Here is a 26554-nt window from a genome sequence, read left to right on the forward strand (position 1 = left end):
CCAGCCTATTTCACGATGCCCTGCGCAGGGCGTTTCATGGTGAACGCATCGGCTCCGCTGCCCGGGTAGTACCGCTTGCGCACGCCGACGGTCTCGAATCCGGTGCCGTGGTAGAGCGTGATCGCCGCCGCATTGTCGGTGCGAACCTCCAGGAACACCGGCCCCGGATCCCGATCCGCATGCGCAAGCAGCTCGTCCAGCAGACGCCGTCCGATGCCCTGTTTCTGGTAGGCGGGATCCACGCCGATGGTGTGGATCTCGTACTCCGGTTCGTGATGCCCCAACCGGGAGATGCCGCCGTATCCCACCAGCGTGTGCCCGTCCCTGGCCGCCAGATAGTGGATGTGAGCGGACGCGAGCTCCGCGCGGAAGGCCGACTCCGGCCACGGGTCATCACCTGCGAACAGAATGGCCTCAAGTTCGGCGCACCGACGGGCGTCGCGCCGGCGAAGAGGCTTCAGCTCGACCGTCATCGACGCGGTTCTTTGGCGTCGGGGCGACGCAGATACAGCGGCGTCAGTGCACCCGGAGGCTGGCCCCAGTCAACCACCTGCACCAGCCGCGACGGAGACGGGAACTGACGGTCAAGCACCGGGAGATCGAAAAGCGCTGTGTGATCCGGCGATCCAGCCACCAGGGCGTAGCCCTGCACCGAGACGTCCGCGGGCGCGTCGACGGCCGGGCCGCCGATACGTGTTCCGTCGCGGTAGCCGGCCCAGTACACCTCACGCCGGCGCGCGTCGGTGACGACGAGCACGCTGCCGGTGGTGTCATGGCCGATCGCGTCGAGTGTGCACACCGGGTATACCGGGATATCCAGCGCCAGGCCCATCGCCGCAGCGGTCGCCATCCCGACGCGCAGTCCGGTGAACGGACCCGGACCGCAACCCACCACAATCGCGTCGAGTTCACCGACGACGACCCCGGCATCGGCACACGCCGCCCCGATATTCGGGGTAAGTGCCTCGGCATGCCCCTTGGCACCCATGGTGATTCGTTCGGACAAGGCCTGCACCGATCCATCCGGTGCCCGTCTCACAAGCCCCGCTGTGATGGCGGGCGTGGCAGTGTCCAGGGCAAGTATCACGCTCACGGCTTACGACTCCAATGCCAGGTTGCGGTGCGTTCATCGGAGTCGGGTGCACGTTGCAGCCGGATGTCCAGATGGTGTTCCGACAACCGTTCTGCCAGCCCCTCGCCCCACTCCACGACGACCACCGAATCGTCCAGATCCGTATCGAGATCCAGTGAGTCGAGCTCGCCGAGCAGGTCGGCCCCGTGATGTTCCAGCAGCCGGTAGACATCCACATGCACCAGTGCCGGTGCACCCGGGCGCCGCGCCTCGTGGACGCGGGCCAGCACGTACGACGGCGAGGTGATGGGGCCGTCGACATCCATGCCCACCGCGATTCCCTTGGTCAATGCGGTCTTTCCCGCCCCCAGCGGACCATCGAGCACGACGACGTCGCCCGCAGCGAGGTCACGCCCGATCCGCGCCCCGAAATCCAGTGTGTCCTGCAGTGTGGGCAACGCGATGCATCCCGACTCATCGATCACAGTCCGGTCCGATCACGCAGACGCTGTTTGATGGCAGCGAAAAGTGTTGGGGTCGAGCGCCTGACAAGACGATCGATGCCGTCGTTGACGATTCCGGGATGTTCCAGTTGCACCAGATGCCCCGATTCGCGCACCAGGATCAACTCGTTGTGTCCGCTCGACCCCAATTGCGCTGCCATGGACTCCGATTGAACCAGCGGGGTGAGCATGTCGGTATCACCGCATACCACCAGGCTCGGCAGCGGCGCGATGGTCGGCAATGCCGCCGTCTCGTCGTGCTCCTCGAGTGCCCGCAGAAAATCCACGATGGTCGTGACGGGTGTCTGATGAATCATGCGCTCACTGAACCTCACTAGGGTCGGGCTCACCCGCTGACCTCCGTATGAGGCGGCCTGCAGCACCGGACCGACGAGCGACTTGACCGCGCCGCGGCCGTGGTGAGCGGGACGCGGCGCGTAGTGCACGGCCGTGCGCAGCACCCGCAGCGCCGGATTGCGCAACCCCTCACCGATAGCGGTATGCGAAAGACCTTCGGCCGCACTGGCGATCAACCCGACCCCGACAATCCTGCGGCCGTACTGCTCGGGATGACGTCCGGCGTGGGCAAGGATGGTCATGCCGCCCATCGAATGCCCCACCAGGACGGCATTACCGCGAGGTACCAACACCCTCAGCACCGACTCGAGATCGTCGCCGAGCTGGCGGATGGTGCACGACTTGGGAGCCGGCAGGCCCGAACGCCCGTGTCCGCGCTGGTCATAGAAGACCATGCGGACGTTGTCTCCCCAGCGGCTCGCGAGCTCGCGGCGCTGAAAATGAAACGACGCCATCTGCAGACAGAAGCCGTGTACGAACACGACGGTCAGCGGCGCGTTCGACGGACCCACCTCCCGAACCGCCAGCGGCACACCGTCGTCGGTCATCACGATGCTGCCGCGATCGGTCTCCAAGAGATCGAAATCCTCATCGCGGTAGGGATCATCGAACCTGCGTCTACCGATCGAGCGCGCGGTGCCGACACCGGCCACCGTCACCACCGCACCGAGCCCCGCCACGCCGGCCAGCCAGGCGTTCGACTTACTGCTCAACGGTCCTGGAATCCCGGTACGTTCGCACCACCCTGCCGCGTGGGCAGGTCACCACCTCATAGGCGATGGTGTCGAGCAGCTCCGCCCATTCCTGCGCGGTGGGTTCCCCCGCCGCACCCGAACCGAAAAGCGTTGCGACATCGCCGGCCCGCACCCCGGCCTCGTTGTCTCCCACGTCAACCACGAACTGGTCCATGCAGACACGGCCGATGTTCGGGTAGCGGCGCCCTCCGATGGCCACCTCGAAGCGGTTACCCAGTCCACGGACCACGCCATCGGCGTAACCGATCCCGATGAGGGCCGCGTTGGTATCGCGCGGGGCCGTCCATACGTGTCCGTAGGACACTCCTTCACCGGCCCGCACCGGCTTCACCGACGACACCGCGCACGTGAGCGACATCGCCGGAATCAGGCCGGTCTGTAACTCACCCGGCATCGGGTTGACGCCGTACAGCGCAATACCCGCGCGCACCATGTCATATCGGACATCGGGACGAGTCAGCGTGGCCGCCGAATTCGACAGGTGTGCCACCTCGTAACGCAGCCCCAGATCACGTGCCAGCTCGAGCGCCTCGTCGAACCGGCCTTTCTGCATGTCGATGGTGGGATTACCGAGCTGATCGGCATACGCAAAATGAGACATGATGCCGCGCACCCGGATTGACTGCTCGGCCTGCGCCTTCGCCAACGCCTCGAAAAGGTCGCGGGTGTACTCGGCCGGTACCCCGTTGCGATTGAGCCCGGTATCCACCTTGACGGTCGTGACCGCCTGACGCCCGGTGGACTGCGCCGCGTCAAGCAACTCGCTGAGCTGATCGAGCGAGGACACCGCGACCTGGACATCGGCCTTCAGCGCGGCGGCGTAGTCGGCGCCCGGGGCATGCAGCCAGGCGAGCAGCGGCGCGTCGATCCCACCCGCGCGGACCTGCAGCGCCTCACTGATGGTGGCGACACCGAGTTCGTCGGCCCCGGCCGCGAGCGCGGCACGTGCCACCGGCAAGGCTCCGTGCCCGTAGCCGTCGGCCTTGACGACCACCATGAGCCGGGCCTCGCCGGCGTACTCACGCAGCAACTGGACGTTGTGCGCAATGGCACCCAGGTCGACGACCGCCTGCGCGGTCGTCGCACCCGTGTTCGGCGGGAGGCCGTCCGTTGTCGTCGAAGTTGTCGTCACCGGCTCTATTGTCCCATCCGCGTCAGATGCCCGAGTCGCTGCGCTCCCGCCCGCCGTATCAGTGCGCGAACGGCTGCACCGCGTCGAAGTGCCCGTTCGGTTTCAGCTCGTCAAGCCCCTTCAACACGGTGATGAGGTCATCGCGGAGCGCGCGGGCAAGATCACCTGAGAAGCCTTCGCGCACCACCACCCGCAGCACCGCGACATCGGTGACGTCCTCGGGCATCGTGTAAGCCGGCACCTGCCAGCCAAAGGCCCGCAACGAATGCGAGATGTCGAACTCCGTGTATGGGCGGTCGCCCTTGAGCCGGAACGACACCACCGGAATCGCCGAGCCGTCGGTGATCACCTCGAAGTGCTCGCTCTTGTTCAGCTCGTCGCCGAACCAGCGGGCGGTCTCCGACAGACAGCGCATCACCTGCGCGTAACCGGCCCGCCCCAATCGCAGGAAGTTGTAGTACTGCCCGACCACCTGATTACCCGGGCGGGAGAAGTTGAGGGTGAACGTCGGCATATCTCCGCCGAGGTAGTTGACCCGGAACACCAGGTCTTCGGGTAGGTGTTCCTTGCTGCGCCACACCACGAAGCCGATTCCCGGATAGGTCAGGCCGTACTTGTGCCCACTGACGTTGATCGACACCACCCGGGGCAGCCGGAAATCCCAGTGCAGTTCTGGGTGCAGGAACGGCACCACGAATCCGCCGCTGGCGGCGTCCACGTGTACCGGGACATCCGGCTTGCCGGGCGTGGCCGCCAAAGTGTCCAGTGCCGCGCAGATCTCGGCAATCGGCTCCAGCTCACCGGTGAAGGTGGTGCCCAGAATGCCCACGACCCCGATGGTGTCCTCGTCCACCGCGTCGAGCACCTGCTCGGGAGTGATGACGTACCGATCCTTCGCCATCGGCAGATACCGCGGCTCAACGTCGAAGTACCGGCAGAACTTCTCCCACACCACCTGCACGTTGGACCCCATCACCAGGTTCGGTGTGCGGCCCTTCCAGCCGTCACCGATCTTGGCGCGCCAGCGCCACTTGAGGGCCAGCCCGGCGAGCATCACCGCCTCACTGGATCCGATGGTCGATACCCCGATCGCCGCTGACGGGTCCTCGGCAGATAGATCATCGGCGTGGAACAGATCGGCCACCATGGCCACGCACCGCGACTCGATCGCGGCGGTCGCCGGGTATTCGTCCTTGTCGATCATGTTCTTGTCGAACGTCTCGGCCATCAGCTTCTCGGCCTCGGGATCCATCCAGGTCGTGACGAAGGTGGCCAGGTTGAGCCGCGAACTGCCGTCGAGCATCAGTTCGTCGTGAATGAACCGGTAAGCGGCCTGCGGATCCATCGGCTCGTCGGGGAGGCGTAGGGCCGGGATGGGCGCGGTCGACAACCGGCCGGTGTATGCGGGGCTGAAGGACGAGGCGTTGATCTTTCCGGCATGCGCCGAAAGACTGAACTGATCGCGGGGATTCGACATAAGCCGATTCTCACCCTATTTCGGCGACCGCCCAACGTAGATGCCCAAGAAGACGGGAAGCCGAAATGGGAGCTTTACCCGGACCGGGATCTGCCGCGGCGGCAGACGCCGCGCGGGCGTGCACGTAAGCCCCCATCGCCGCGGCCTTGTCGGCGGGAACTCCGGCGGCCAGCAGCGCACCGATCACACCCGAGAGCACATCGCCCGAGCCCGCCGTCGCCGCCCATGACCCGTGTGCCTTGTTTACGTACGCGGTTCCGTCCGGCTGTGCGATGACGGTGACGTTGCCCTTGAGGAGCACCGTGGCGCCCAGCCGCAGCGCCAACGACCGCGCGGCGCCAACCCGATCGGGGCCCGGAGGTTCACCTGCGAGCCTGCGGTACTCACCGGCATGCGGGGTCAGGAGCGTGGGGGCGTCGCGTGCTGCCACGAGATCAGCCAGCTCGGGGTGCTCGGCGAGGATCGTCAGGGCATCGGCATCGACGAGTACCGGCAGCCCGCCCGAAAGCACCCGCCGCAGGGTTCGCGTCTGGCGCTCGCCGGTTCCGTATCCGGGACCGATCACCCAGGCCTGTACCCGGCCCGCGGCCTCTTCCGTCTGAGTGGCAATCACTTCCGGCCAATGCGAAACCACCTCGGCAGCAGCCGATCCGGCGTATCGAACCATCCCGGCCGTGGCAGCCACGGCCGCACCCGCACACAAGATGGCGGCCCCCGGATAGGTATGCGATCCCGCCAGCACACCCGTCACGCCTTGCGTGTACTTGTCATCGGCAGGTCCGGGAATAGGCCAGGCGAGGGCCACATCGCGGGCGTCGAGTTCCCGGATTGTCGTGGCGGGCAGATCAAGCCCGATGTCGACCAACCGGACCTCGCCGCAATCACCAAGAGCATGAACGGGTTTGTAGCCACCGAACGTCACCGTGACGGCGGCCCGGAAGGCCGCTCCGTCCACTGTGCCGGTGTGCACATCTACGCCACTGGGGATGTCCACCGCGATCACCGGAATGCCCTCGGCATTGATCTGTTCGGCGATCTCGGCGGCTCCCGGCCGCAGCGGGCCGGTCCCCGAAATTCCTACGACGCCATCCAGAACCAGATCGGTATCGCCGGGCGCCGCGGACACCACCCGGCCGCCGGCCTTACGGAAAGCGGCAAGACCCGCACGGTGGGCCCGCTCGGGGTTCAGCAGCACCGCGCTGGTTGATACTCCACGCCGGCGCAGGAAGGTCAACGCCCACAAGGCGTCTCCCCCGTTGTCTCCGGAACCGACGATCGCGCACACACGCCGCCCGACCACCACGCCAGCCCGTCGCGACAACTCGTCAGCGACGATCGTGGCCAATCCGTATGCCGCACGCCGCATCAGGGCCCCCTCGGGCAGGGCGGCCAGCAGCGGTGCCTCGGCATCCCGAATCTGCTCGGCGCTGTAGTAGTACTTCATGAATCGTGGGCTCCCCTCGCTCCCTCTTCGCCGTCGAGGAACTGGTGGGCGTGCGATGCAGACGGTACGCCGCGGGGTCGACGACGCAGGGTTGGCGCGCCACAGGATGCAGACGCCGCTATTCGACGGTTACCGACTTGGCCAGGTTCCGCGGTTTGTCCACGTCGTATCCCCGGGCCTGCGCCACCGCCGCGGCGAACACCTGCATCGGAATCGTGGAGAGCAACGGCTGGTACAACGTCGACACCGCCGGAATCTCGATGAGGTGGTCCGCGTACGGCCGGATCGTCTCATCGCCCTCTTCGGCGATCACGATCGTCCGCGCCCCGCGAGCCTGAATCTCACGAATGTTGCTGAGCAGCTTCGAATGCAGCAACCCCATGCCCTTGGGTGACGGCATCACCACGATGACCGGCAGCCCCTCTTCGATCAGCGCGATCGGCCCGTGCTTAAGCTCGCCGGCCGCGAATCCCTCGGCGTGCATGTACGCCAGCTCCTTGAGCTTGAGCGCACCCTCCAGCGCCACCGGGTATCCGACATGGCGCCCCAGGAACAAGATGCTGGAGGACTGCGCGTACTGCCGCGCGAGCTCGGCGACCGGATCCATGGCGGCGATGACGCGCTCGATCAACTCCGGCATGGCCTCCAGCTCGTGGTACTCACGAGCCACTTCGTCGGGGTATTTGGTCCCGCGAGCCTGCGCCAAGGCCAGGCCCACAATGTAATTGGCGGTCACCTGGGCCAGGAATGTCTTCGTCGCGGCGACACCGATCTCCGGCCCGGCCCGCGTGTAAAGCACCGCATCGCATTCACGGGGAATCTGCGAACCGTTGGTATTGCAGACGGCCAGCACCTTGGCCTTCTGCTCCTTGGCGTGCCGCACCGCTTCCAGGGTGTCCGCGGTCTCACCCGATTGCGAAATGGCGACGACGAGCGTGCTGCGATCCAAAACCGGGTCGCGGTAGCGGAATTCGCTCGCGAGCTCGATCTCCACGGGCAGCCGTGTCCAATGCTCGATGGCGTACTTGGCCAGCAGGCCCGAATGGAATGCCGTACCGCAGGCCACCACGAACACCTTGTCGATATCGCGCAGTTCCTGATCGGAGAGCCGCTGCTCATCGAGAATTATCCGGCCAAGGTCGAAGTGCCCCAACAAGGTGTCGGACACCGCCGCCGGCTGTTCGGCGATCTCCTTGAGCATGAAGTATTCGTAGCCGCCCTTTTCCGCGGCCGACAGGTCCCAGTCGATCGTGAAGACCCGCGCATTGTCGGCGTCATCGTTACCCGCGAAGTCGGTGATGCGATAGCCGTCCGCGGTGATCACCACAACCTGGTCCTGCCCCAGTTCGACGGCTTCCCTGGTGTATTCGATGAACGCGGCAACGTCGGACCCGAGGAACATCTCGCCGTCGCCGATACCCACGACCAGCGGGGTGGACCGGCGTGCGGCCACGATCGTGCCCGGGTCGTCGGCGTGGGAGAAGACGAGAGTGAAGTGCCCCTCCAGCCGTCGCACCACAGCCTGCACCGACGCCACGAAGTCGCCGGCGGTGTCTCCGGATTCGTACTGGCGCGCCACCAGATGCACGGCCACCTCGGAGTCGGTGTCGCTGGCGAACTCGACGCCCGCGGCCTCCAGCTCGGCACGCAATGCGGGGAAGTTCTCGATGATCCCGTTATGGACCACCGCGACCTTGCCGGTCGCATCCCGATGCGGGTGAGCGTTGCGGTCGGTGGGGGCACCGTGGGTGGCCCAGCGGGTGTGCCCCATGCCGGTGGTAGCGCCGAAGGATTCTCCCGATTCCGCGATCGCGGATTCCAGGTTGGCCAGCCGGCCCGCCTTGCGCTGCACCAGCAGCCCGCCGCTGCCGTCGGCCAGCGCAACCCCCGCCGAGTCATAGCCCCGGTACTCGAGTCGCCGCAGCGCCTCGAGGACGACACCAAGGGCGTCCCGGTGGCCGACGTACCCGACGATTCCGCACATAGCCCACCAGGGTAGTTCAGTTCCCGCTGCGGTCCGCAACGACAACGATCAGCTACGGTCATGCCATGGCGAGTACCCGCACGCTATTCAAAGCTCTGACCCGTCGTGGTCCGCACAAGGTTCTGCGTGGCGACCTGGCCTTCGCCGGGGTGAGCGGCGTCGTCTACACACCGGATTCCGGCTTCAATCTGCCTGCGGTGGCGTTCGGACACGACTGGCTGACCGGTACGAACAAGTACCGAGCGACTCTGGAACATCTCGCATCCTGGGGAATCGTCGCGGCAGCCCCGGACACCGAGAAGGGGTTGATCCCGTCACACCTGAATCTGGCTGCCGACTTGGCCACAACACTCGAGATCGTGACCCGGGTGCGCCTCGGCGACGGCAAGATCAGCGTGCATCCGACCAAACTCGCGCTGGCCGGTCATGGGTTGGGGGCCTCGGCGGCGGTGTTCGCGGCCGCGCGGTCCTCAGCGCTGGTGGACAAGAAGAACCGGCCGACGGGCCCCAAGGCCGTCGTCGCGCTGTTTCCCAGCGCGACGCAGCCGCCCGTCGAGAACAGTGCCGCCACGTTGACCATCCCCGGCCTCGTTGTCACGAGCACCGACGACGCCCAATCGCTGCGATCGAATGCCCTGGCGCTCTCGCAGGCGTGGCCCGGTGCCGAGTTGCGGAACGTCGCGAAGGCGAAGTCCAGCGGGCTACCGGAACACAGCTGGCTGCGCAGGTTTGTCGGACTCGGCGGATCGAACCGGGCAACCCAGCGCAACACTCGTGCCCTGTTGACCGGATACCTGCTGTTCCAGCTTGCCGGAGACAAGCGCTACCGCGACTTCGCGGACCCGGCAGCTGAACTACCGAATACCTCGCTGCCCGACGCCGCTGCGCTGGAGATCAGCCAGATCGATCGCGTGCAATCGCTGCTGAGGTAGTCAGCGCCGCCACCGCTGCCAGCGGTAGATGTCGTCCTCGTCGAAGTCGGACTCGGTCATATGGATCTGCAGGGGCATCTGAAGTTCCGTGACCTCGGCGGACTCATCGAGCATCATGTCGCCGCGTGCTGCGTCGGCGTCATCCCGCAGCTGATCCAGGGTGCTCTCGAAATCCGAGACGATGCCTGCGAGGGCGTCGGTGATGTCGATCATCGCCCAGCCTTAGGCAGTTCATCGGCGGCGATTTCACACGGCGTCTCCCCGGCATCCGTCCCCGCGGCCTGAGGCTGAGCCTGCCGGCCGCTGGGCCCCACCGAGGGCACGGGTGAGGGCTGCTGCGCAGGCTCGGGATGCTGGGCCGCGTTCGGCTGCTGTGTGTGGACCGGCGGTGGGTTTACCGGCGACATCGATCCGGCGGGCTGTGCGGCAGACAGGCCACCGGTAGACGGCGGAACCGCACCCCCCGGCGGCGTCGTGGTCCCGAGTGGCGCACCCGGGGTGGTCTGACCCGCAGGGGTCGGAGTGGCTTCCACGCCACCTGCTCCTGCCAGCTGAACGCCCGGGCCCTGCATCGGCTTGCCATCTGTGGCGAACGTCGCGCCCGCATCCGAGCGGGCCTCCTGGATCGCCGCATCCTTGGCCGCCGCCATCTTGGTGTCCGGGTCATTCTTGTCGGCAGCCTCGTCGGCCTCCCCCTCGATCTTGTCCTCGGGCTTCTCGTCGCCGGCATCGCCGCCCTGTCCCAACTGGTCGAACGGGATGCTGGAGAGGCCCTCCGTGATGGCGCTGACAATGCCACTGGCCGCCTGGCCGATGGATCCGAGCGCACCCGTCATGGCCCCGGTCAACCCGCTGACAATCTGGCTCGGGTCCATCCCCTGCTGCCCTTGCCCCTGGCCGGCACCCTGCTGCCCACCGCCAGCCATCTGCCCGCCCTGATTACCCATCGCGGAGGCCGGGGTCGCCGTGCCCTGCATCCCGCCGCCCGCGCCGCCGCCGGCGGACCCGTTGGCGGCGCTGCTCTGGCCACCCCCGGCAGCATCTGACTCCTGCTTGCCGCCCTTGTTTTTGTCCCTGTCCCTGTCCGTGGAGTTCTGCGGGGACTCGGTGTCCGAGTCGTACTCCGGTCCGAGCTGGCCGGGCGGGTTCTTGAACTCCGCGGGCAGCTCCTGCTTCAGCGCACTGGTGAACGTGTCGTACGCCTCGCCACCCTTGCCCCATGCCGCCTTCATGGCAGGAAGCCATTTGCCCTCGATGTTCTGCTGGACGTGCGGACCGATCTTCGTGGCGTTGGTCTCGTCGGCCACCGACCTGTCGCCGGTACCGGTCTTGTAGGTGGCGACGGCACTGTCAAAGGACGCACGATCGGTCACCAACCCATCGACCATGGTCGATGCCTGCTTCTTGAGATCGACGATGGTCCAGAGCGTTTCGCGTAACCCGTCCAGACCGGTGGATACCTGCCCGAATTCCTTGGTCACCGCATCGGCGGTGGAGTTGTGCGTTCGCAGGAACTGATTCGCAGCCTCCGAGCCTTTGCCTTCCCACATGCCCATGAGCTGCTGCAGCTGTCCGTGCTGACGTTCGGCGGCGGACTTCATGGTGGTCACCGCGCTCTTGAACAGCTCAAGATCCGCACCGAGCTTGTTCAGGTCCATGCCGGCGTCCATGTCGTACCAATCGAACAGCTGGCGCTCGTTGGCGGTGAGATCCGGGTTGGTGATCGTGACCGGCGACTTACCGTTTCCCCGGATCGCGGTGGTCGTGTAGTTCTGCGAGTTCGCGATCGCCTGGATGCCCTCGCTGCGCAGCGACTCGATGTCGTACTTACCGGCCATTGGCTGCAGCCACCCTTGCCTTGTTCTTGGCATCCCGATCCGCATAACGCTGCGCGGTCGCACGGAGTTGTTCGGCGATCGCGGTGTTGGTGCGCTGCCAGTCCTCGAGGTGAGTGACCACCTCGCGCAGCCCATCCCTGACCGCGTCGCCCTTGGCCGTGTGCCACCGTCCGGCCGATGCCCCACCGAAAGACAACCCACGCAGCTGCTGAATGGCTTTTTGCAGCTCTTCTGCCACGCTGTCGAACTCCCCAGCGACCCCCCGGACACCAGCGACGTTGATCGAGGTTTCTCCCATATTGACTACGACGGGTGCATGCCACTTCCGGTTCCATCTTTTTTCACCGATCTGTGGATCATGCGTCTTCCCGTTCAACCGCTTGGTCGGGTAGGGTCGCCGCATGCGCATTGGAACCACGCTGAGCTATGCCGGCGGATTCACCGAAGTCGTTGACGAGCTCGCTGAGCTGGAGAAAGTCGGGTTGGACATCGCGTTCGTCGCCGAGGCCTACTCGTATGACGCCGCGAGCCAGCTCGGGTTTCTCGCTGCCAAGACATCCACCGTAAAGCTCGCGTCGGGGATCTTCCAGCTGTACACCCGAACCCCCACCTTGCTGGCCATGACGGCGGCCGGTCTGGATTATGTCTCCAACGGCCGGTTCGTCCTGGGCATCGGCGCCTCGGGCCCGCAGGTCATCGAGGGATTCCACGGCGTGAAGTACGACGCTCCCCTGGGCCGCACTCGTGAAACCGTCGAGATCTGCCGCAAGGTGTGGCGTCGGGAACGCCTGGAATTCGAAGGCAAGTACTTCACCGTGCCACTGCCTCCCGAACAGGGCACCGGCTTGGGCAAGGCGCTGAAGCTGATCAATCACCCAGTGCGCGACCGCATTCCGGTACTCATCGCCGCTCTTGGCCCCAAGAACGTGGCACTGACCGCCGAGATCGCCGAGGGCTGGCAGCCCATCTTCTTCCTTCCCGAGAAGGCCAATGACGTGTGGGGGGCCGCCCTGGCCGAAGGCAAGGCCAAGCGCGACCCTTCACTCGGCGAGCTCGAGGTCTACGCCGGGCCCGCACTCGCGATCGGTGACGACGTCGAAGCGCTGTACGGATTCGTCAAGCCGAGCCTGGCGCTCTACATCGGCGGCATGGGCGCCAAGGGCAAGAACTTCTACCACAACCTCGCGACCGCATACGGTTTCGGCAAGGAAGCCGACACGATCCAGGAGCTTTACCTGGCGGGCAAGAAGGCCGAGGCGACCGACGCAGTGCCTGACGAGCTGGTCAGGAACATCTCGCTCATCGGGCCCAAGAGCTTTGTCGCCGAACGGGTTGCGGCCTTCAAGGAGGCAGGTGTGACGACTCTCAATGTCGCCCCGCTCGCCGCCGATGCGGCAGGCCGGATCAAGCATGTCGAGGCTCTGCGCGAGCTGCTGTGATTCGTACGCCGTTCGCGTAGCGTTCGGCGTACGTTTGCCTGCCACCCCGAAGGTGGTGGGATGACAGCCATTCCGCGCCGCACGGTCCTGCGTGCCGCCCTGCTTGGGCTCGTTGTTGCTCCGGCGGCGGCATGCGGGCCGGCGTTGGTGACGACTCGTCCGAGACTGACGCATGGAGTCGCAAGCGGATTCCCCCGCTCTGACGGGGCGTTGGTCTGGGCCCGCTCGGATCGCCCGGCCACCATGCTCGTCGAAACAGCTGCCACCGAAAGCTTCTCGGACGTGCGACGTTTCACCGGCCCGACGCTCACGCCGGAGTCTGACGGGACAGGCCGGCTGCGCCTGACCGGCCTGCCCGCGGACAGCGAGGTGCACTACCGGGTGACACTGGACTCCGATGGAGCCCTGAGTGAGCCTGTTACCGGCGTCTTCCGGACAGCACCGGCCGACGCACGAAACGTGCGACTGATCTGGTCCGGCGATGTGGCGGGACAAGGATTCGGCATCAATCCAGACGTCGGCGGGATGAGGATCTTCCGCACCATGGCGGACCGGAATCCGCAGTTCTTCCTGCACAGCGGGGACACGGTGTACGCGGATGTTCCGATCCAGGAAACATTGACCCTGCCCGACGGACGGCTATGGCGCAACGAGGTATCCGAGGCGAAAAGCGCTGTGGCACAGACACTCGACCAGTATCGCGGCCAACACGCGTACAACCTCACCGATGCAAACTACCGCTACTTCAACGCGCACGTTCCGCAACTAGTGCAGTGGGATGACCACGAAGTGCTCAACAACTGGTATCCGGGCGAGATTCTGGAGAACGACAAGTACACCGAAAAGCGAGTCGATGTGCTCGCACAACACGGGCACCGGGCATTCCATGAATGGCAACCAACCGAACGCCGCGAAGCCGTTGACGGCCTTGTGTACCAACGAGTCTCATACGGTCCGCTATTGGACGTGTTCATCCTCGACATGCGCAGCTACAAGGATCCCAACTCCACCAACCGGCAGCAGCACGGCGCCATCTTCGGCGCCCGCCAAACCGAATGGCTGATCAACGCCATGGCATCATCCAAGGCAGTATGGAAGATCGTCGCCAATGACCTGCCGCTGGCGCTGGTGGTACCCGACGGCAAGACGAACTTCGAGGCCGTCGCCAATGGCGATAACGGCCCCCCTCTGGGGCGAGAAACCGAACTGGCACACATCCTCTCGCAACTAAAAGCGCGACAGGTCCGCAATGTGGTGTGGCTGACCGCCGATGTGCACTACACCGCGGCGCATGAATACTCGCCTGCGCGTGCCGCCTTCACAGACTTCGACCCGTTCTGGGAGTTTGTGTCGGGTCCACTGCATGCCGGCGCCGGCCAGGAGAAGCCACTCGACGGAACCTTCGGGCCGCGAGCGGATTACGTCCACGCGGCACCGCCGGATCAGCAGTCACCGCTGGACGGCTACCAGCATTTCGGGCAGGTCGATATCGACGGCACAAGCGGCGATCTCACCGTCACCCTGTGCGACGCTGCGGGTTCCGCGCTGTACACCCGCAGCCTGGCGCGCGCCTAGACCGCGCCGACCACCTCGGCCACCCGCTCGGCGAGGCGCTGTGCGGTCGACTGCTCGTCGGCCTCCACCATGACACGAACGAGTTGCTCAGTTCCGGAAGGACGCAACAGGATTCGGCCATTGCCCGCAAGCTCAGACTCCACAGCGGCGACGGCCGCAAGCACCTCGGGTGCCTTCGCCACCGTGTGCTTATCCGAGACCGGCACGTTGATCAGCGTCTGCGGCAGGCTACGCATCGCGGACGCAAGATCAGCCAATGACTTACCTGTTTGAGCCATCCGGGACATGAGACGCAGGCCAGTGACGATCCCGTCTCCGGTAGTGGCCAGTGAGGGCAACACGATATGACCGGATTGCTCGCCCCCCAAGGCGAATTGGCCCGCGCGCAACTCCTCCAGCACATAGCGGTCACCGACACCGGTCACCTTGACGTCGATGCCCGCCGAACGCATGGCGATATGCAATCCCTGATTGCTCATCACCGTGGTGACCAGCGTGTTATCGGTAAGTTCACCGGCTTCCGCCATCGCCGCGGCGAGCACGACCATGATGGCGTCGCCATCGATGACGTTCCCATCCGCATCTACCGCAAGGCATCTGTCAGCGTCGCCGTCATGCGCAAGCCCGAGGTGAGCATCGTGGGCCTTCACGGCGGCCTGCAGTGGACCGAGATGCGTTGACCCACAACCGTCGTTGATATTGAGCCCGTCTGGGTCGGCATTGATGTCTATCACGTGAGCACCCGCGGCGCGGTAGGCCAAGGGCGCCGCGTCGGAGGCCGCACCGTGCGCACAGTCGACCACCACGGTGACTCCGCTCAGCGGATGGGTGGCGGCATTGTGAACATGATGCAGATACCGGTCGAGGGCGTCGACGGCGTCGCGCACACGCCCGATGCCCGCCCCGGTCGGACGTGCCGCAGGAGTATCCAGCTGCGCCTCGATGGCATCCTCGGCGGAGTCATCAAGCTTGTGACCGCCGGCGCCGAAGATCTTGATGCCGTTGTCCGGCATGGGGTTATGCGAGGCCGAGATCATGACGCCGAAGGCCGCTCCGTAGGCACCCGTCAGGTATGCCACCGCCGGGGTGGGCAGCACACCGACTCGCAGCACGTCGACGCCTTCTGCCGCGATACCCGCGACAACCGCAGCCTCCAACATCTCACCGCTGGCGCGCGGATCTCGGCCCACGACCGCGATGGCGTGACCACTGGCCAACGACCGCGCCGCGGCCGAGCCCAGCGCGACCGCAAGCTCGGCTGTCAGCTCGGCATTCGCGACACCACGCACACCGTCAGTGCCGAATAGTGAGCCCATGCAGTAAACCTTCCATAACCAGTCATACCAAACTGGCCCAATAACGCGATTGCGCCGACACACAGGTTGTGTGCCGGCGCAATACGCGGACGAACAGAGTCGATCAGCGCTTCGAGTACTGAGGCGCCTTACGGGCCTTCTTGAGACCGTACTTCTTACGCTCGATCGCACGCGGGTCACGAGTGAGGAAGCCGGCCTTCTTCAGCACCGGACGGTCCTCGGGCTCCACGATGATGAGCGCACGGGCGATGGCCAGACGCAGCGCGCCCGCCTGACCCGAAGGGCCGCCACCGGACAGGTGAGCGTAGATGTCCACGCTGTCCACACGGTTGACGGAAACCAGCGGCGCCTTGATGAGCTGCTGGTGCACCTTGTTCGGGAAGTACTCCTCCAGAGTGCGGCCATCCAGGTGGAACTTGCCGGTGCCGGGGACGAGGCGCACGCGGACGACGGCCTCCTTACGGCGGCCAACGGTCTGGATGGGCTTGTCGATGACGACGGGCCCACGAGGAGCGGCCTTGACGGCAGTCTCTTCGGCGGAATCCTCAACAACGACCTCGACGACCGCTTGGTCGCCGCCGTCCACTGCGATGTCCGCGTTCTCTTCGGGGGTCTGCTCTTCGGCGATATCGGTCACTGAGCCACCTGCTTAATCTCGAACGGGATCGGCTGCTGCGCGGCGTGGGGGTGCTCGGGACCTGCGTACACCTTCAGCTTGCGCTCGATCTGGCGGCCAAGCTTGTTCTTGGGCAGCATGCCGATGATTGCCTTCTCCACCGTGCGAGTGGGGAACTTCTCCAGCTGCTCGCCGATGCTGCGCTTACGCAGACCGCCCGGGAAGCCCGAGTGACGGTAGGCGAACTTGTCGGTGAGCTTCTTGCCGCTGAGGGCAATCTTCTCTGCGTTGATGATGACGACGAAATCGCCACCATCAGCATGCGGGGCGTAGGTCGGCTTGTGCTTGCCGCGCAGCAGGGTGGCTGCTTGAACGGCAAGACGGCCGAGCACTACATCCGTGGCGTCGATGACATACCAGCTTGTGGTGATGTCACCCGCCTTCGGCGTGTAGGTAGGCACAGTCTTTCCTTGTCTACTCGGGTGGATCCCCGGACGGCTGTTGCCGTTCGGAGCGCTGGTCATGGCGGACGGTGGAGGTTGATCTCGGCGACCAGTGGTGACCCGAGCCTCGTGTGCGATGACATACCGCACGCCAACGGAGGAGCTTACCGGGCGACGTCACCGCAGGTCAAAACGCGGTCGAGCCCGCCCTGTGAGCACCCCGGACACTTCACACAAAAAACTGTGGGGCCTTGGTGGCTCTCCCCCACCAAGGCCCCACAGGGTCTTGAACAAACCGTCGGCGATTTAGCCGTGCCAGGCGCCCGCAGCGCTCTGGTCGGTGTGCTGCGCATCCTGGTTACCCTGGTCAACCTTGGAGTTGAGCTGGGTCAGGATCTGGTTGAGGTCCTCAGCGGACTGGTGCCAAGCCTTCTGGTACTCCTGGTAAGCAGTCGCTTCCTGGCCCTCAGCCTGCTGGACCAGGGGCTGGATGTCGTGCTGCAGCTCCTCCAGGCCGGCCTGGAACTTGTTGATGATGCCCTTGACATCGGCAACCAGCGCGTCGATCTCGCCGTGGTTGTAAGTAATCTGCATGGTCAATCCCCTTTGCTAGTGATGTCTTTGATGACTATTACGAGACGCTTAGAAGGTCTGGCCCTCGTCCATCTCCTGGATGCGACGCTTGTTCGACTCCATGGTGTCGTGAATCCCGATCAGCACCTTCTGGATGTCGCCCATCTCCTGATCGAAACGAGCCATCGCCTCGTCGAAGGCATGCCGCGCCTGTCCCTGCCAGGTGCTGGTGCCCACCGCTACGCGGTCCCGCAACTGGGACTGCATCGCAGTGAACTCCTGGTACTTGCCGTCAATCTTCTTGGCAGTGGAATCGAGCAACGCCAGGTCATTCTGAAAAACAGCCACTTCAGTTCCTCCCTTGTCCCCAGGCCCGGCCAGTCACGGGTGTGACTTCCGGTTTCTGGCCGGTTTTGTCCTTACAACTACATACGATGGCCTGACCGTCAGATCGGTTCCATCTTTTTCAAAGTTTTTTTCAGCAATCTTGCTAGTTACCCGACTTTACCGCATGTGCAGTTCGGATCGCCAGATCACAAGCCTGCTCGACATCAACATAGCTATCCTTCTTGAACTGGCAGCCAACTCCTATTCTCAGGTCATCATCCAGAAGCACCGTCCATGCGATGTCATGGCCCTCGCGCACCTCGGTGTAGGTAACAGCTGGCCGGTCCGCCTTGTGGTCGTCGGCCTTGAAATCGGTGAATACCCCCGGCGGCTCCTTCGTCATGGCAGCTCGCAGCGTCTCGGCTGTTGAGGCCAAGGTTTCTGTCGACTTCACCCGCACCTGGGTCACATGCACGACCGCCTCGGGGTCCGCGGGTGAGATCACCTCGACCCTCGCTGAGCCGGCACCGCCCGCAGGGATACGCCGTACCGCCCACTCGGCCGGAACCATGAACTGCACATGCCCCTCTACCAGCAGCGATGTCGCCACCACGGGAGCCGTCGGCGACGCTCGCCGCTCCCGCGCGGAGGCCACGGTCACGACAACACCAGTGACGACCACTGCGGCGGCCAGACCAATCGCGGCAAGCGGCCACCACGCGGGAAGCCGCGGCGCGGATCTCGCGGGCGATGCGGGTGTCCATTCGGGCCTTCTGGCCACAACGGGCTCTTCGGCCGGCTCATCGACAAACGCCGGCCCCCGCGGAGCTTGACCGACATCGCGAAATACCGAATCCTCGGCGACCTGCGATACCCCAGGAGTCAAGCCGATCCGATCGACCGCGTCGACGATCGCCTCACCCATCTCACTATCGGCCGAGTCGACGAGGATCGCGGCGACTCCCGTCGGTTCGCTGCGGACCACATCCTCGACGGCACGTGCCACGGCGCGCGCAACGTCTGCGGCGTTCTTGGCCTCCCAGGACCGTTCTTCGAGATGACGAACCGTCGCCTCCGGCTCACCGGCGGAGCCGTGCGCCACGACGATGACGGCGACCTCACCGGGCGACACCTCGACCACCACCAGGGAGCGCCCCGACAAATCGGTGCGCACACCGCGCTCGGCCAGAGCGATGGCGCGCGAACGCACGGTCAGTCTCGCGGCCATCATCCGCGCGGCATTCGACAGCGTGGTGCGTCGTCCAGGACTCCACGCCGTGGGATGGATCAGCTGCATGGAATCGAGGCGGACCGGGGCATTCTGGTCAGTGAGCAACGACTCGAACAGGGCTGCCCAGAGTGCGCGGGACGGAACCACGCGCCCCGGTAACAGGGCCATCTCGTCATCGAGCGCGGCGACCGCCGACCGAACATCGGAATGTCCGGCCTCACGGATGCCGGCGTCGGTTCGCGCTCGGACTGCGGTCTCGGTCACTTCGATCGCGACCCGCGTCCCTATCTGCGGGTCGCGATCCAGAATCACTGCGGATCGCTCCAGGCGACTTGGATCAGTTGTTGACCGCCCGAGCGCATGACCAGGGTGCCGCGCCCCGCAGGCTGCTCACTCGGTCTGACCGTCCCCAGCAGCACACCCTCATCTTTGTTGCCACTCATCTGTAAACCGATGCAGGACAAGTCCTTCATGCGGGCCATCATCGGCTCGAACATCGCCCGCGAGGCACCGCTGGTGCGGCGCGCGATCACAACATGCAGGCCGATGTCCTTCGAGTGCGGTAGGTACTCCGCCAGTGGCAGCAGCGGGTTTCCACTTGCCAGCGCCACCAGGTCGTAGTCGTCGACCAGGATGTAGATCTCCGGGCCGGACCACCAGGACCTGTCCCGCAATTCCTGTTGAGTCACATCGGGTCCCGGCATGCGCGACTTGAGGAGCTCGATCAACGCAGGCACCTCATCGACCAGGGTATTGCTCGACATTGCGTACTTGGCCAGATGCCCGGTCTCGACGACACCGAGCAAGGTGCGCCGATAGTCCACGATGAACAGCTGCACCTGTTCCGGGGTGGTGGTGCGGACGATCTCACGGCACATCGTGCGCAACAAGCCGGTCTTGCCGCACTCGCTGTCGCCGAAGATCATCATGTGCGGCTGCTCGCCGAACTCCAGGAACGTCGGGGCCAGCTCGGTTTCGTTGATACCGACGAGGATGCGCAGGTTCGGCTGATCGTTTTGGGGTGCCTGCGGAACCAGTGCGGCGTAATCGATCTTGTGCGGCAGCATGCGAACCTTCGGCGCTTCCGCCGTACTGCGCTGGCGCATGCTCGCCGCGGCCGCACTGATCGCCTCACCAAGGTCCTGATTCGACGAGACACTGTCGACGCGTGGCAATCCGATGAGCATGTGCCGACGGTCGCGGGTGATACCCCGGCCCGGCCTGCCATCGGGCACGAGCTGTGCCAGCTTGCGATCGAAGTCCGAGTCCAGTGGATCACCGAGACGAAGCTCGACGCGTGTGCCGATCTGGTCCTTCAGGGCCGGACGGATCTCGGCCCAGCGCGACGCCGTGACCACGGTGTGCACACCGAAACCAAGCCCCTGCGCCGCAAGCGCGGTTACCTGTGGCTCGAGAGCCTCGAACTCCTGCCGTACGGTGGACCAGCCATCGATGATGAAGAACACGTCACCGAATGGATCATTCGCAAGCTGTGGGTCACCTGCACCCTTGCGCCGCCGGTACTCGGCCATCGAGTCAATTCCATAGGCGCGGAAGGCATTCTCACGCGATCTGACGATCGTCAGCATTTCGGCGAAAGTCCGCCGGATCAGATCTGATTCCAGGCGGCTGGCCACCGAACCGACATGCGGTAGCTGCGCCAACGACGTGAGCGTGCCACCACCGAAGTCCAGGCAGTAGAACTGCACCTGCGAGGGACTGTGTGTCACCGCGAGCGAGGTCACCAGGGTGCGGACAGCCATCGACTTCCCGGACTGGGGTGCGCCGACAATGGCGACGTTGCCCGCCGCAGCGGAGAGGTCGACGATGTACGGGTCGCGCCGCTGCTCGTACGGCCTGTCCACGATTCCGATCGGAACGGTCAGGCTGCCCACCGCGTCGAAACCAGCACGACCGTGACGAGGAATCAGGTCGCCCAGCGTGGGCGAATCGTCCAATGGCGGAAGCCACACCTCGTGAGCCGGATTGCCATGCCCCTCAACGCGATCGAGGATCGTGTCGATGACCGACCTTCCTGGTGCCCCTTCGGACGCGGCCGGAGTGTCATCTTCGACCACTTCCACCGGACGCATCTGCAGCGCCACCGGCGCAGCGGTAAAGAGGCGCGGCGCTGCACCTCCGCCTCCCGAGGAGACGGCCCGACGCGCCGGTCCGTACGGCACATATGGACCTGAGACGTAGGAGGTTTGGAATCGCGTCAGCTCCCCCGAGTCGTCCTTGAGGTAGCAGGAACCGGGAGTGTTGGGCAGATGATAGGCGTCCGGCACGCCGATCGCGGCACGGGATTCGTTGGCAGAGAACGTCTTCAAGCAGAGCCGATAAGACAGGTGCGATTCCAGCCCGCGCAGACGACCCTCATCCAGACGCTGCGAAGCGAGCAATAGATGCACATGTAGCGACCGGCCCAGACGGCCGATAGCGACGAACAACTCCGCAAAATCCGGATGCTGACTCAGCAATTCGGAGAACTCGTCGACGATGATGAACAGTGCCGGCAATGGGGCGAGGGACGCACCAGCAGCGCGCGCACGCTCGTACTCAGTGACATTGGCGAAGTTGCCCGCGGCGCGCAATAGCTCCTGGCGCCGGTTCATCTCGCCGGCAAGAGCGTCCTTCATGCGGGACACCAGGTTCGCCTCTTCGGCGAGGTTGGTGATGATCGCCGCGACGTGCTGTGCCCGATCCAGACCCAGGAACGTCGCTCCACCCTTGAAGTCGACGAGCACGAGGTTGAGCGCATCCGGCGAATGGGTCGCGATCATGCCGAGTGTCAACGTGCGCAGAAACTCCGACTTACCCGAACCGGTCGCACCGATGCAGAGCCCGTGTGGACCCATGCCGTTCTCGGCGGCTTCCTTGATATCCAGCTCCATTGGAGTGCCGTCGACCGCGATACCGATCGGAACCCGAAGCCTGTCACGGCCAACCCTGTTGCGCCACACTACTTCCGGGTTGAGTAGTCCGGGATCACCGATACCCACGATGTCGGACCAGCGCGTGCTGACTTCGGTCTGGATCTGAACCTCGTCGCCGCTGCCCGTCAGCACCCGATAGGGCGCCAAGCGGCGCGCACACGCCATCGCCTCGGTGACGGTGAGGTGATCCGGGTGGGCGAAGACCTCGGACCCGACGTTGCCCTTGGCACCCAGCCCGCGTTCGGTCAGCTCCAGTTGCATACCGCGACGGGCCGCGAGCGGATCCACCCTGGTGCCGATCTCCACGAGGGTCACCGAATCGATGCCGTGGTCGACGATGAGGCGTTCGGACCCGATCAGCGTGCCGCTGTCGACGATGATGAGAATCTGCGGCCGGTCGGGGGACGGCTGCGCGGTCCGCGAGAACCGTTCCCGCTCGGTGATCAGCGACGCCAACGATTCCTCGACCTCACCCAGCGAGTGGTAGACCAGACGAGATGAGCCGACGCCGTCGAAGGCGCTCGGATGCTGCGAGTGCGGAAGCCATTTGAGCCAGTCCCAGTGTGGGGCGGCATGCCGATTGACCACCGCCGCCACCAAGAACTGGTCGGGCCCGTGGAACATCGCGAGCTGGCAGATCATGGCGCGCAACATGCCTCGCGCCACCTCCGGCGAACCGTCGATGGTGACGGCCGCAAAACCTCTCAGGTTCAACGCGATAGGCAGCTCGGGCACCAGCGAGTGCGTACGCACGAATCGCCGCAGTGCCACAGACGCGACCGGCTCCAGCTCCTCGACCGGGCCGATCTCCGGTGCCACCAACTGGGCCGCCAGACGCTGATCCCCTACTCCGACACGCACATGGCAGTAGTCGCTGTCTCCGGGACGCCGCTCCCACATGCGGCGGCCACCGGCCAATGTCCACAGCGCGGCAGGGTCCGGGTTGTTCCAGAGCAGCGCCTTGCGCTGGGCCGCACCGGTATCGGTGACGTTCTTGCGCACCACTTCGAGGTACCGCAGGTAATCCTTGCGATCCTCGTTGATCTCGCTGGTCTTGGCTCCCTTGCCGCCGCTGTTGGACACCATGCTGACCATCGAGACCATCATCATGATCGGGAACAGCATGAACATCGGGCTGCGCATCATCCCGCCGCCTGCCCCACCACCGAAGCTTCCCGAGGTGACGAAGAAGGCGATCATGCCCACCATTGCCACGACCATGACCAGCGGCATGATCTTCGCGATGATCGGCGACGGGACCGGCCGCGGAATCTCCGGCGGCGGCTGCACATTGACCTCGCCGCCCGGGACACGAGGCACCGCAAGCCGAGGCCGACGAATGAATATTGTGGTGTTCACCCCGTGCTCACCCTGGCCCTCCGGTTCCCCCGCGTCACATCTCGTGGCAATCTGTGGCACCCACGCTACCGCCCAGCCCACGGCGGGCTACAGGATAGGGCCGTTATATCCGGTGCCGCAACGAATTCGCTCACAAGATCGCTGCAGCCGCTGGTCGCGTGGATGGCGTTCGCCCGGATGCACCGAACCGCTGGCGGCGCTCAGCAGCGTTCGGCTAGTGTGCATGCGCAAAGATCAATGACCGTGGGGGCAGGTAGGGGGCACAGCATGACACATGCGCAGTCGGGCGCCGAGCAACGTTCGGCGGTACTCGAACTGTGCCGCGTTTCCATCCAGGCTGAGCGCACCCAGGTCGACCTGGCGCTGCCGACGAGTGTTCCGCTGGCCCTTTTGGTCGGCTCGATCGTCGACATCATCAACCAACATGTAGGCGTCCCCGAGCTGACCAGCCCGGAGGACGCCGTGGAAACGCACTGGCGTTTGTCCCGGCCCGGTCAGCCACCGCTGCAGATGTCCAGCACCCTTGGTGAGCTGGAGGTCCGCGACGGTGATCAACTGATTCTGACCGCGTCCGATGTGGCCGCACCGGATCCGCTGTTCGACGACGTCTTCCTTGCTGTCTCTACCTTCCGGACCGTGTCGGCGCATCCGTGGAGCCGGACTGCCGCCCGGATACTCGGCGCCTCCGCGTGCGGCCTGGCCGCGGTGCTCGGTGCCACGGCGCTGTTACGCGCCGGAGCCACGAATCCCGGCCTGCTTCTTCCCATCATCGCCGTAGCGATCGCATTGGTGGCCATCACCGCCGCGGTGTTCGCGAACCGGGTCTATGACGATTCCCTGGCCTCGGTGATGCTGAGCCATTGCGCTGTCGGCTTCTCGGCGGTGGCCGGAGCGCTGTTCGTACCGGGAAAGTACGGCGCCCCACACGTGATGCTGGCGCTCATGGTGGCGATGGTCGTATCCATCCTCGCCATGCGTGCGACCGGCACCGGAACGATGTCCCTTGTCGCGGTCGCTTCGGCATCGCTGCTCGGGTTCGGAGCGGCCCTGGGTTATGTACTTTTCGAGCCTCCGATCTACAGCCTCGGCGCTGTGCTGGGCTCAGTCGGCATCTGCGCGGTGGCACTGTCCCCGCGCGTGGCCATGGCGCTTGCCCGACTACCCCTTCCCCCGGTACCCACGCAGGGCGCACCCTCACGTCCTGAACATTCGACGGCGCCGATAGAAGCCATCGAAGGTCTCGACGGACTCGATACCGAGGGTGATGACGTCGAGGACGCCACGGCACTGCCGCCGCTGCCCGACCTTCGTGAGAAGGCGCTGCGGGCGCACGCCGTACTGACCGGATTGGTGTGCGGCACATCCGCCGTCACCGCGGTGGGCGCCATGCTGGCCGCGCTGACCTTCCCCGGAGCCGGTGATCATCACCCCACCGGTGCGCACCGATTCAGTGGTGTGGTGCTCGCCGGATTGATCGCGCTGGCGATGATGCTGCGGGCACGCTCGCACGCCGATCTCGCACAGACCGTCGCGATCAACCTGGGCGGCTTGGCCATTCCGGCAGCGGCATTCGCGTTCATCGCGGTCGCGTACCCGACGGCGGCGGTGTTCACCACCGTGTTTGCGGCGATCGCGGCCGGTTCGGCCATTGCCCTCGGCTTCCTGGTGTCCGCTCGCAAGTACTCACCGGTGGCCCGCCGCACGGTGGAGATCATCGAATACATCGCGCTATCGCTGATCGTTCCGATCGCCGTCTGGGTGTGTGGCGTGTACAGCGCCGTGCGGGGATTGAACCTGCCATGAACCTGGGCGTGGCCCGCCGCGTCGCCACCGCTGCAGCCGTTGTGATGTTGGCGATGGCATCGCAGCTGGCGACCGGTTCGATGCACATGCTGGCGACCGCACGCGCCTTCGCACCACTTCCCGTCGATCCGAGCATGCTTCCCGGCCCGCGTCCCGCCGCTCCCATCGAGCCCACGGAGCAGAAGGAACTGTGCCGATTCCCCGGCATTGACCCCAAGCGCGACCTCAACAAGGTGCCCACGCAGCAGCGCGGGCTGGATCTGCCGTTGGTATGGCAGCTATCGCGCGGCGCGGGCCAGACGGTCGCGGTGATCGACACCGGTGTGGCGCGCAGCCCGCGGCTGCCACCACTGATCCCGGGCGGCGACTACGTCTTCGAAGGCGGCAACGGCACCCAGGACTGCGATGCGCACGGCACCATCGTGGCCGGAATCATCGCCGCTGCACCGGATCCCACGGGGGCGAGCGCGTTCAGCGGTATCGCACCCGACGTCAGCCTCATCACCATTCGCCAGTCCAGCGCCAAGTTCGCGGTGAAGAACAAGGGCGGCGGGGGCGACAGGGACGATCCCTCGAAGATCAGTGGCGTCGGAAACGTCGACACCCTGGCCATGGCGGTGCGTACCGCGGCCGACCTGGGCGCCACCGTCATCAACATCTCCGAGGTGGCGTGCGCCTCCGCCAAACAATTCCTGGATGACCGACCGCTGGGCGCCGCCCTGCAGTACGCGGTGGACGTCAAGAACGTCGTGGTGGTCGTCGCCGCGGGAAATGTCGGCGACGGCCAGTGCAAGAACCAGAACCCACCACCGGATCCGGCGCGGCCCAACACCCCGGACTGGGATGCCGTCCTGGAAACGGTGAGTCCGGCTTGGTACAACGACCTCGTCCTGACAGTGGGCTCGATCGGCCCGGATGGGCAACCCTCGAAGTTCAGTCTCGGCGGCCCCTGGGTCGACGTCTCGGCGCCCGGTGAAGACATCGTGTCGCTGGACCCCAATCGCGATGCGCTGACCAACGCCTACATGGGCGAGCAGGGCCCGGTACCCATTCAGGGCACCAGCTTCTCCGCGCCGGTGGTCAGTGGCGTTGTCGCGCTGGTGCGTTCACGCTTCCCTCAGCTCAGCGCGCGCGAAGTGATGGACCGCATCAAGAACACGGCGCACCGCCCGCCCGGCGGCTGGGACCCTTATCTGGGCTACGGCGTGGTGGACGCGCTGGCCGCCGTCAGCGACGACCTGGGTACCACCAGCGACCTCGCCCGGGCCAACGCGGCCAAGAAGCTGCAGCTGCCGCCCGCACCCGCGCCGCCCGACCCACGGCCACGCCGTGTCGCTCTGATCGGAATAGCGGTCTGCGCGGCATTTCTCGCCGCGGCATTGGCGATGCTCGCACCGGTTCGCAAGTTGCGGCAGGGCCGCGACAACTCCACCGAATAGCGG

23 protein-coding genes are annotated in these 26554 nt (G+C 65.4%); 5 read left to right on the top strand and 18 right to left on the bottom strand.

Annotated elements, in window-relative coordinates; translation table 11 throughout:
- Window positions 1–5 precede the first annotated feature (5 nt).
- The 8 genes from rimI to glmS all read right to left on the bottom strand — a co-directional run bounded on the left by rimI (window position 6) and on the right by glmS (window position 8724).
- Window positions 6–473: a ribosomal protein S18-alanine N-acetyltransferase gene (rimI, locus tag AOT87_RS21360; protein ID WP_057967502.1), complete on the bottom strand. Its 468-nt coding sequence runs from the start codon at window positions 471–473 to the stop codon at window positions 6–8.
- On the bottom strand, window positions 470–1093 hold the full coding sequence (tsaB, locus tag AOT87_RS21365; protein WP_057967501.1) for a tRNA (adenosine(37)-N6)-threonylcarbamoyltransferase complex dimerization subunit type 1 TsaB: 624 nt from the start codon (window positions 1091–1093) through the stop codon (window positions 470–472). The genes rimI and tsaB overlap by 4 nt, the downstream gene beginning before the upstream one ends.
- A complete protein-coding gene (tsaE, locus tag AOT87_RS21370) occupies window positions 1090–1557 on the bottom strand; it encodes a tRNA (adenosine(37)-N6)-threonylcarbamoyltransferase complex ATPase subunit type 1 TsaE (RefSeq protein ID WP_057967500.1) in 468 nt (155 codons plus the stop codon). Before tsaE ends, tsaB begins: the two co-directional genes overlap by 4 nt.
- Window positions 1554–2645: an alpha/beta hydrolase gene (locus AOT87_RS21375; RefSeq protein WP_046254613.1), complete on the bottom strand. Its 1092-nt coding sequence runs from the start codon at window positions 2643–2645 to the stop codon at window positions 1554–1556. Before AOT87_RS21375 ends, tsaE begins: the two co-directional genes overlap by 4 nt.
- A complete protein-coding gene (alr, locus tag AOT87_RS21380) occupies window positions 2635–3828 on the bottom strand; it encodes an alanine racemase (protein ID WP_081346471.1) in 1194 nt (397 codons plus the stop codon). Before alr ends, AOT87_RS21375 begins: the two co-directional genes overlap by 11 nt.
- 49 nt (window positions 3829–3877) lie before the next feature.
- Window positions 3878–5296: a glutamate decarboxylase gene (locus tag AOT87_RS21385; RefSeq protein ID WP_057967498.1), complete on the bottom strand. Its 1419-nt coding sequence runs from the start codon at window positions 5294–5296 to the stop codon at window positions 3878–3880.
- Between the two features lie 10 nt (window positions 5297–5306).
- Complete coding sequence (locus AOT87_RS21390) at window positions 5307–6740, bottom strand: bifunctional ADP-dependent NAD(P)H-hydrate dehydratase/NAD(P)H-hydrate epimerase (RefSeq protein ID WP_057967497.1); 1434 nt, start codon at window positions 6738–6740, stop codon at window positions 5307–5309.
- Window positions 6741–6858: 118 nt separating this feature from the next.
- The gene (glmS, locus tag AOT87_RS21395; RefSeq protein ID WP_057967496.1) at window positions 6859–8724 is read right to left on the bottom strand and encodes a glutamine--fructose-6-phosphate transaminase (isomerizing); all 1866 of its coding nucleotides are present in this window, start codon (window positions 8722–8724) and stop codon (window positions 6859–6861) included.
- A gap of 65 nt (window positions 8725–8789) precedes the next feature.
- On the opposite strand from glmS, the gene AOT87_RS21400 reads away from it, so the two are divergent.
- The gene (locus AOT87_RS21400) at window positions 8790–9656 is read left to right on the top strand and encodes an alpha/beta hydrolase (RefSeq protein ID WP_057967495.1); all 867 of its coding nucleotides are present in this window, start codon (window positions 8790–8792) and stop codon (window positions 9654–9656) included.
- On the opposite strand, the gene AOT87_RS21405 is transcribed toward AOT87_RS21400, so the two are convergent.
- From AOT87_RS21405 to AOT87_RS21415, 3 genes are read right to left on the bottom strand one after another with little or no spacing between them, the layout of a single operon-like run.
- Window positions 9657–9869: a hypothetical protein gene (locus AOT87_RS21405; RefSeq protein ID WP_057967494.1), complete on the bottom strand. Its 213-nt coding sequence runs from the start codon at window positions 9867–9869 to the stop codon at window positions 9657–9659. It lies immediately after the preceding gene.
- Window positions 9866–11494: a hypothetical protein gene (locus AOT87_RS21410; RefSeq protein ID WP_057967493.1), complete on the bottom strand. Its 1629-nt coding sequence runs from the start codon at window positions 11492–11494 to the stop codon at window positions 9866–9868. The genes AOT87_RS21405 and AOT87_RS21410 overlap by 4 nt, the downstream gene beginning before the upstream one ends.
- Entirely contained in the window at window positions 11484–11792 is a 309-nt protein-coding gene (locus AOT87_RS21415; protein WP_057967526.1) for a type VII secretion target, read from the bottom strand. The genes AOT87_RS21410 and AOT87_RS21415 overlap by 11 nt, the downstream gene beginning before the upstream one ends.
- Before the next feature lie 103 nt (window positions 11793–11895).
- Between AOT87_RS21415 and AOT87_RS21420 the strand changes: the two genes are divergently transcribed.
- Both AOT87_RS21420 and AOT87_RS21425 read left to right on the top strand, forming a co-directional pair.
- Complete coding sequence (locus AOT87_RS21420; protein WP_030096760.1) at window positions 11896–12933, top strand: LLM class F420-dependent oxidoreductase; 1038 nt, start codon at window positions 11896–11898, stop codon at window positions 12931–12933.
- A gap of 60 nt (window positions 12934–12993) precedes the next feature.
- Complete coding sequence (locus AOT87_RS21425; protein ID WP_057967492.1) at window positions 12994–14508, top strand: alkaline phosphatase D family protein; 1515 nt, start codon at window positions 12994–12996, stop codon at window positions 14506–14508.
- On the opposite strand, the gene glmM is transcribed toward AOT87_RS21425, so the two are convergent.
- The 7 genes from glmM to eccCa all read right to left on the bottom strand — a co-directional run bounded on the left by glmM (window position 14505) and on the right by eccCa (window position 23309).
- The gene (glmM, locus tag AOT87_RS21430) at window positions 14505–15824 is read right to left on the bottom strand and encodes a phosphoglucosamine mutase (RefSeq protein ID WP_030096758.1); all 1320 of its coding nucleotides are present in this window, start codon (window positions 15822–15824) and stop codon (window positions 14505–14507) included. The genes AOT87_RS21425 and glmM overlap by 4 nt on opposite strands.
- A 103-nt stretch (window positions 15825–15927) precedes the next feature.
- Window positions 15928–16461: a 30S ribosomal protein S9 gene (rpsI, locus tag AOT87_RS21435; RefSeq protein ID WP_030096757.1), complete on the bottom strand. Its 534-nt coding sequence runs from the start codon at window positions 16459–16461 to the stop codon at window positions 15928–15930.
- Window positions 16458–16901, bottom strand: coding sequence for a 50S ribosomal protein L13 (gene rplM, locus AOT87_RS21440; RefSeq protein WP_030096756.1), 444 nt, complete (start codon window positions 16899–16901; stop codon window positions 16458–16460). Before rplM ends, rpsI begins: the two co-directional genes overlap by 4 nt.
- A 288-nt stretch (window positions 16902–17189) precedes the next feature.
- Window positions 17190–17477, bottom strand: a complete 288-nt coding sequence (locus AOT87_RS21445) for a WXG100 family type VII secretion target (protein ID WP_030096755.1) — start codon at window positions 17475–17477, stop codon at window positions 17190–17192.
- A gap of 48 nt (window positions 17478–17525) precedes the next feature.
- The gene (locus AOT87_RS21450) at window positions 17526–17804 is read right to left on the bottom strand and encodes a WXG100 family type VII secretion target (RefSeq protein WP_030096754.1); all 279 of its coding nucleotides are present in this window, start codon (window positions 17802–17804) and stop codon (window positions 17526–17528) included.
- A 142-nt stretch (window positions 17805–17946) separates the two neighbouring features.
- The gene (locus tag AOT87_RS21455) at window positions 17947–19326 is read right to left on the bottom strand and encodes a type VII secretion-associated protein (protein WP_057967491.1); all 1380 of its coding nucleotides are present in this window, start codon (window positions 19324–19326) and stop codon (window positions 17947–17949) included.
- Complete coding sequence (eccCa, locus tag AOT87_RS21460; RefSeq protein WP_057967490.1) at window positions 19323–23309, bottom strand: type VII secretion protein EccCa; 3987 nt, start codon at window positions 23307–23309, stop codon at window positions 19323–19325. The genes AOT87_RS21455 and eccCa overlap by 4 nt, the downstream gene beginning before the upstream one ends.
- Before the next feature lie 267 nt (window positions 23310–23576).
- On the opposite strand from eccCa, the gene eccD reads away from it, so the two are divergent.
- Together eccD and mycP are read left to right on the top strand one after the other, a co-directional pair.
- A complete protein-coding gene (gene eccD, locus AOT87_RS21465) occupies window positions 23577–25112 on the top strand; it encodes a type VII secretion integral membrane protein EccD (RefSeq protein WP_057967489.1) in 1536 nt (511 codons plus the stop codon).
- A complete protein-coding gene (gene mycP, locus AOT87_RS21470) occupies window positions 25109–26551 on the top strand; it encodes a type VII secretion-associated serine protease mycosin (protein WP_046254628.1) in 1443 nt (480 codons plus the stop codon). The genes eccD and mycP overlap by 4 nt, the downstream gene beginning before the upstream one ends.
- The last annotated feature ends 3 nt before the right edge of the window (window positions 26552–26554 follow it).

The sequence above is a fragment of the Mycobacteroides sp. H003 genome, assembly GCF_001440135.1.
Classification (GTDB): Bacteria; Actinomycetota; Actinomycetes; order Mycobacteriales; family Mycobacteriaceae; genus Mycobacterium; species Mycobacterium gwanakae.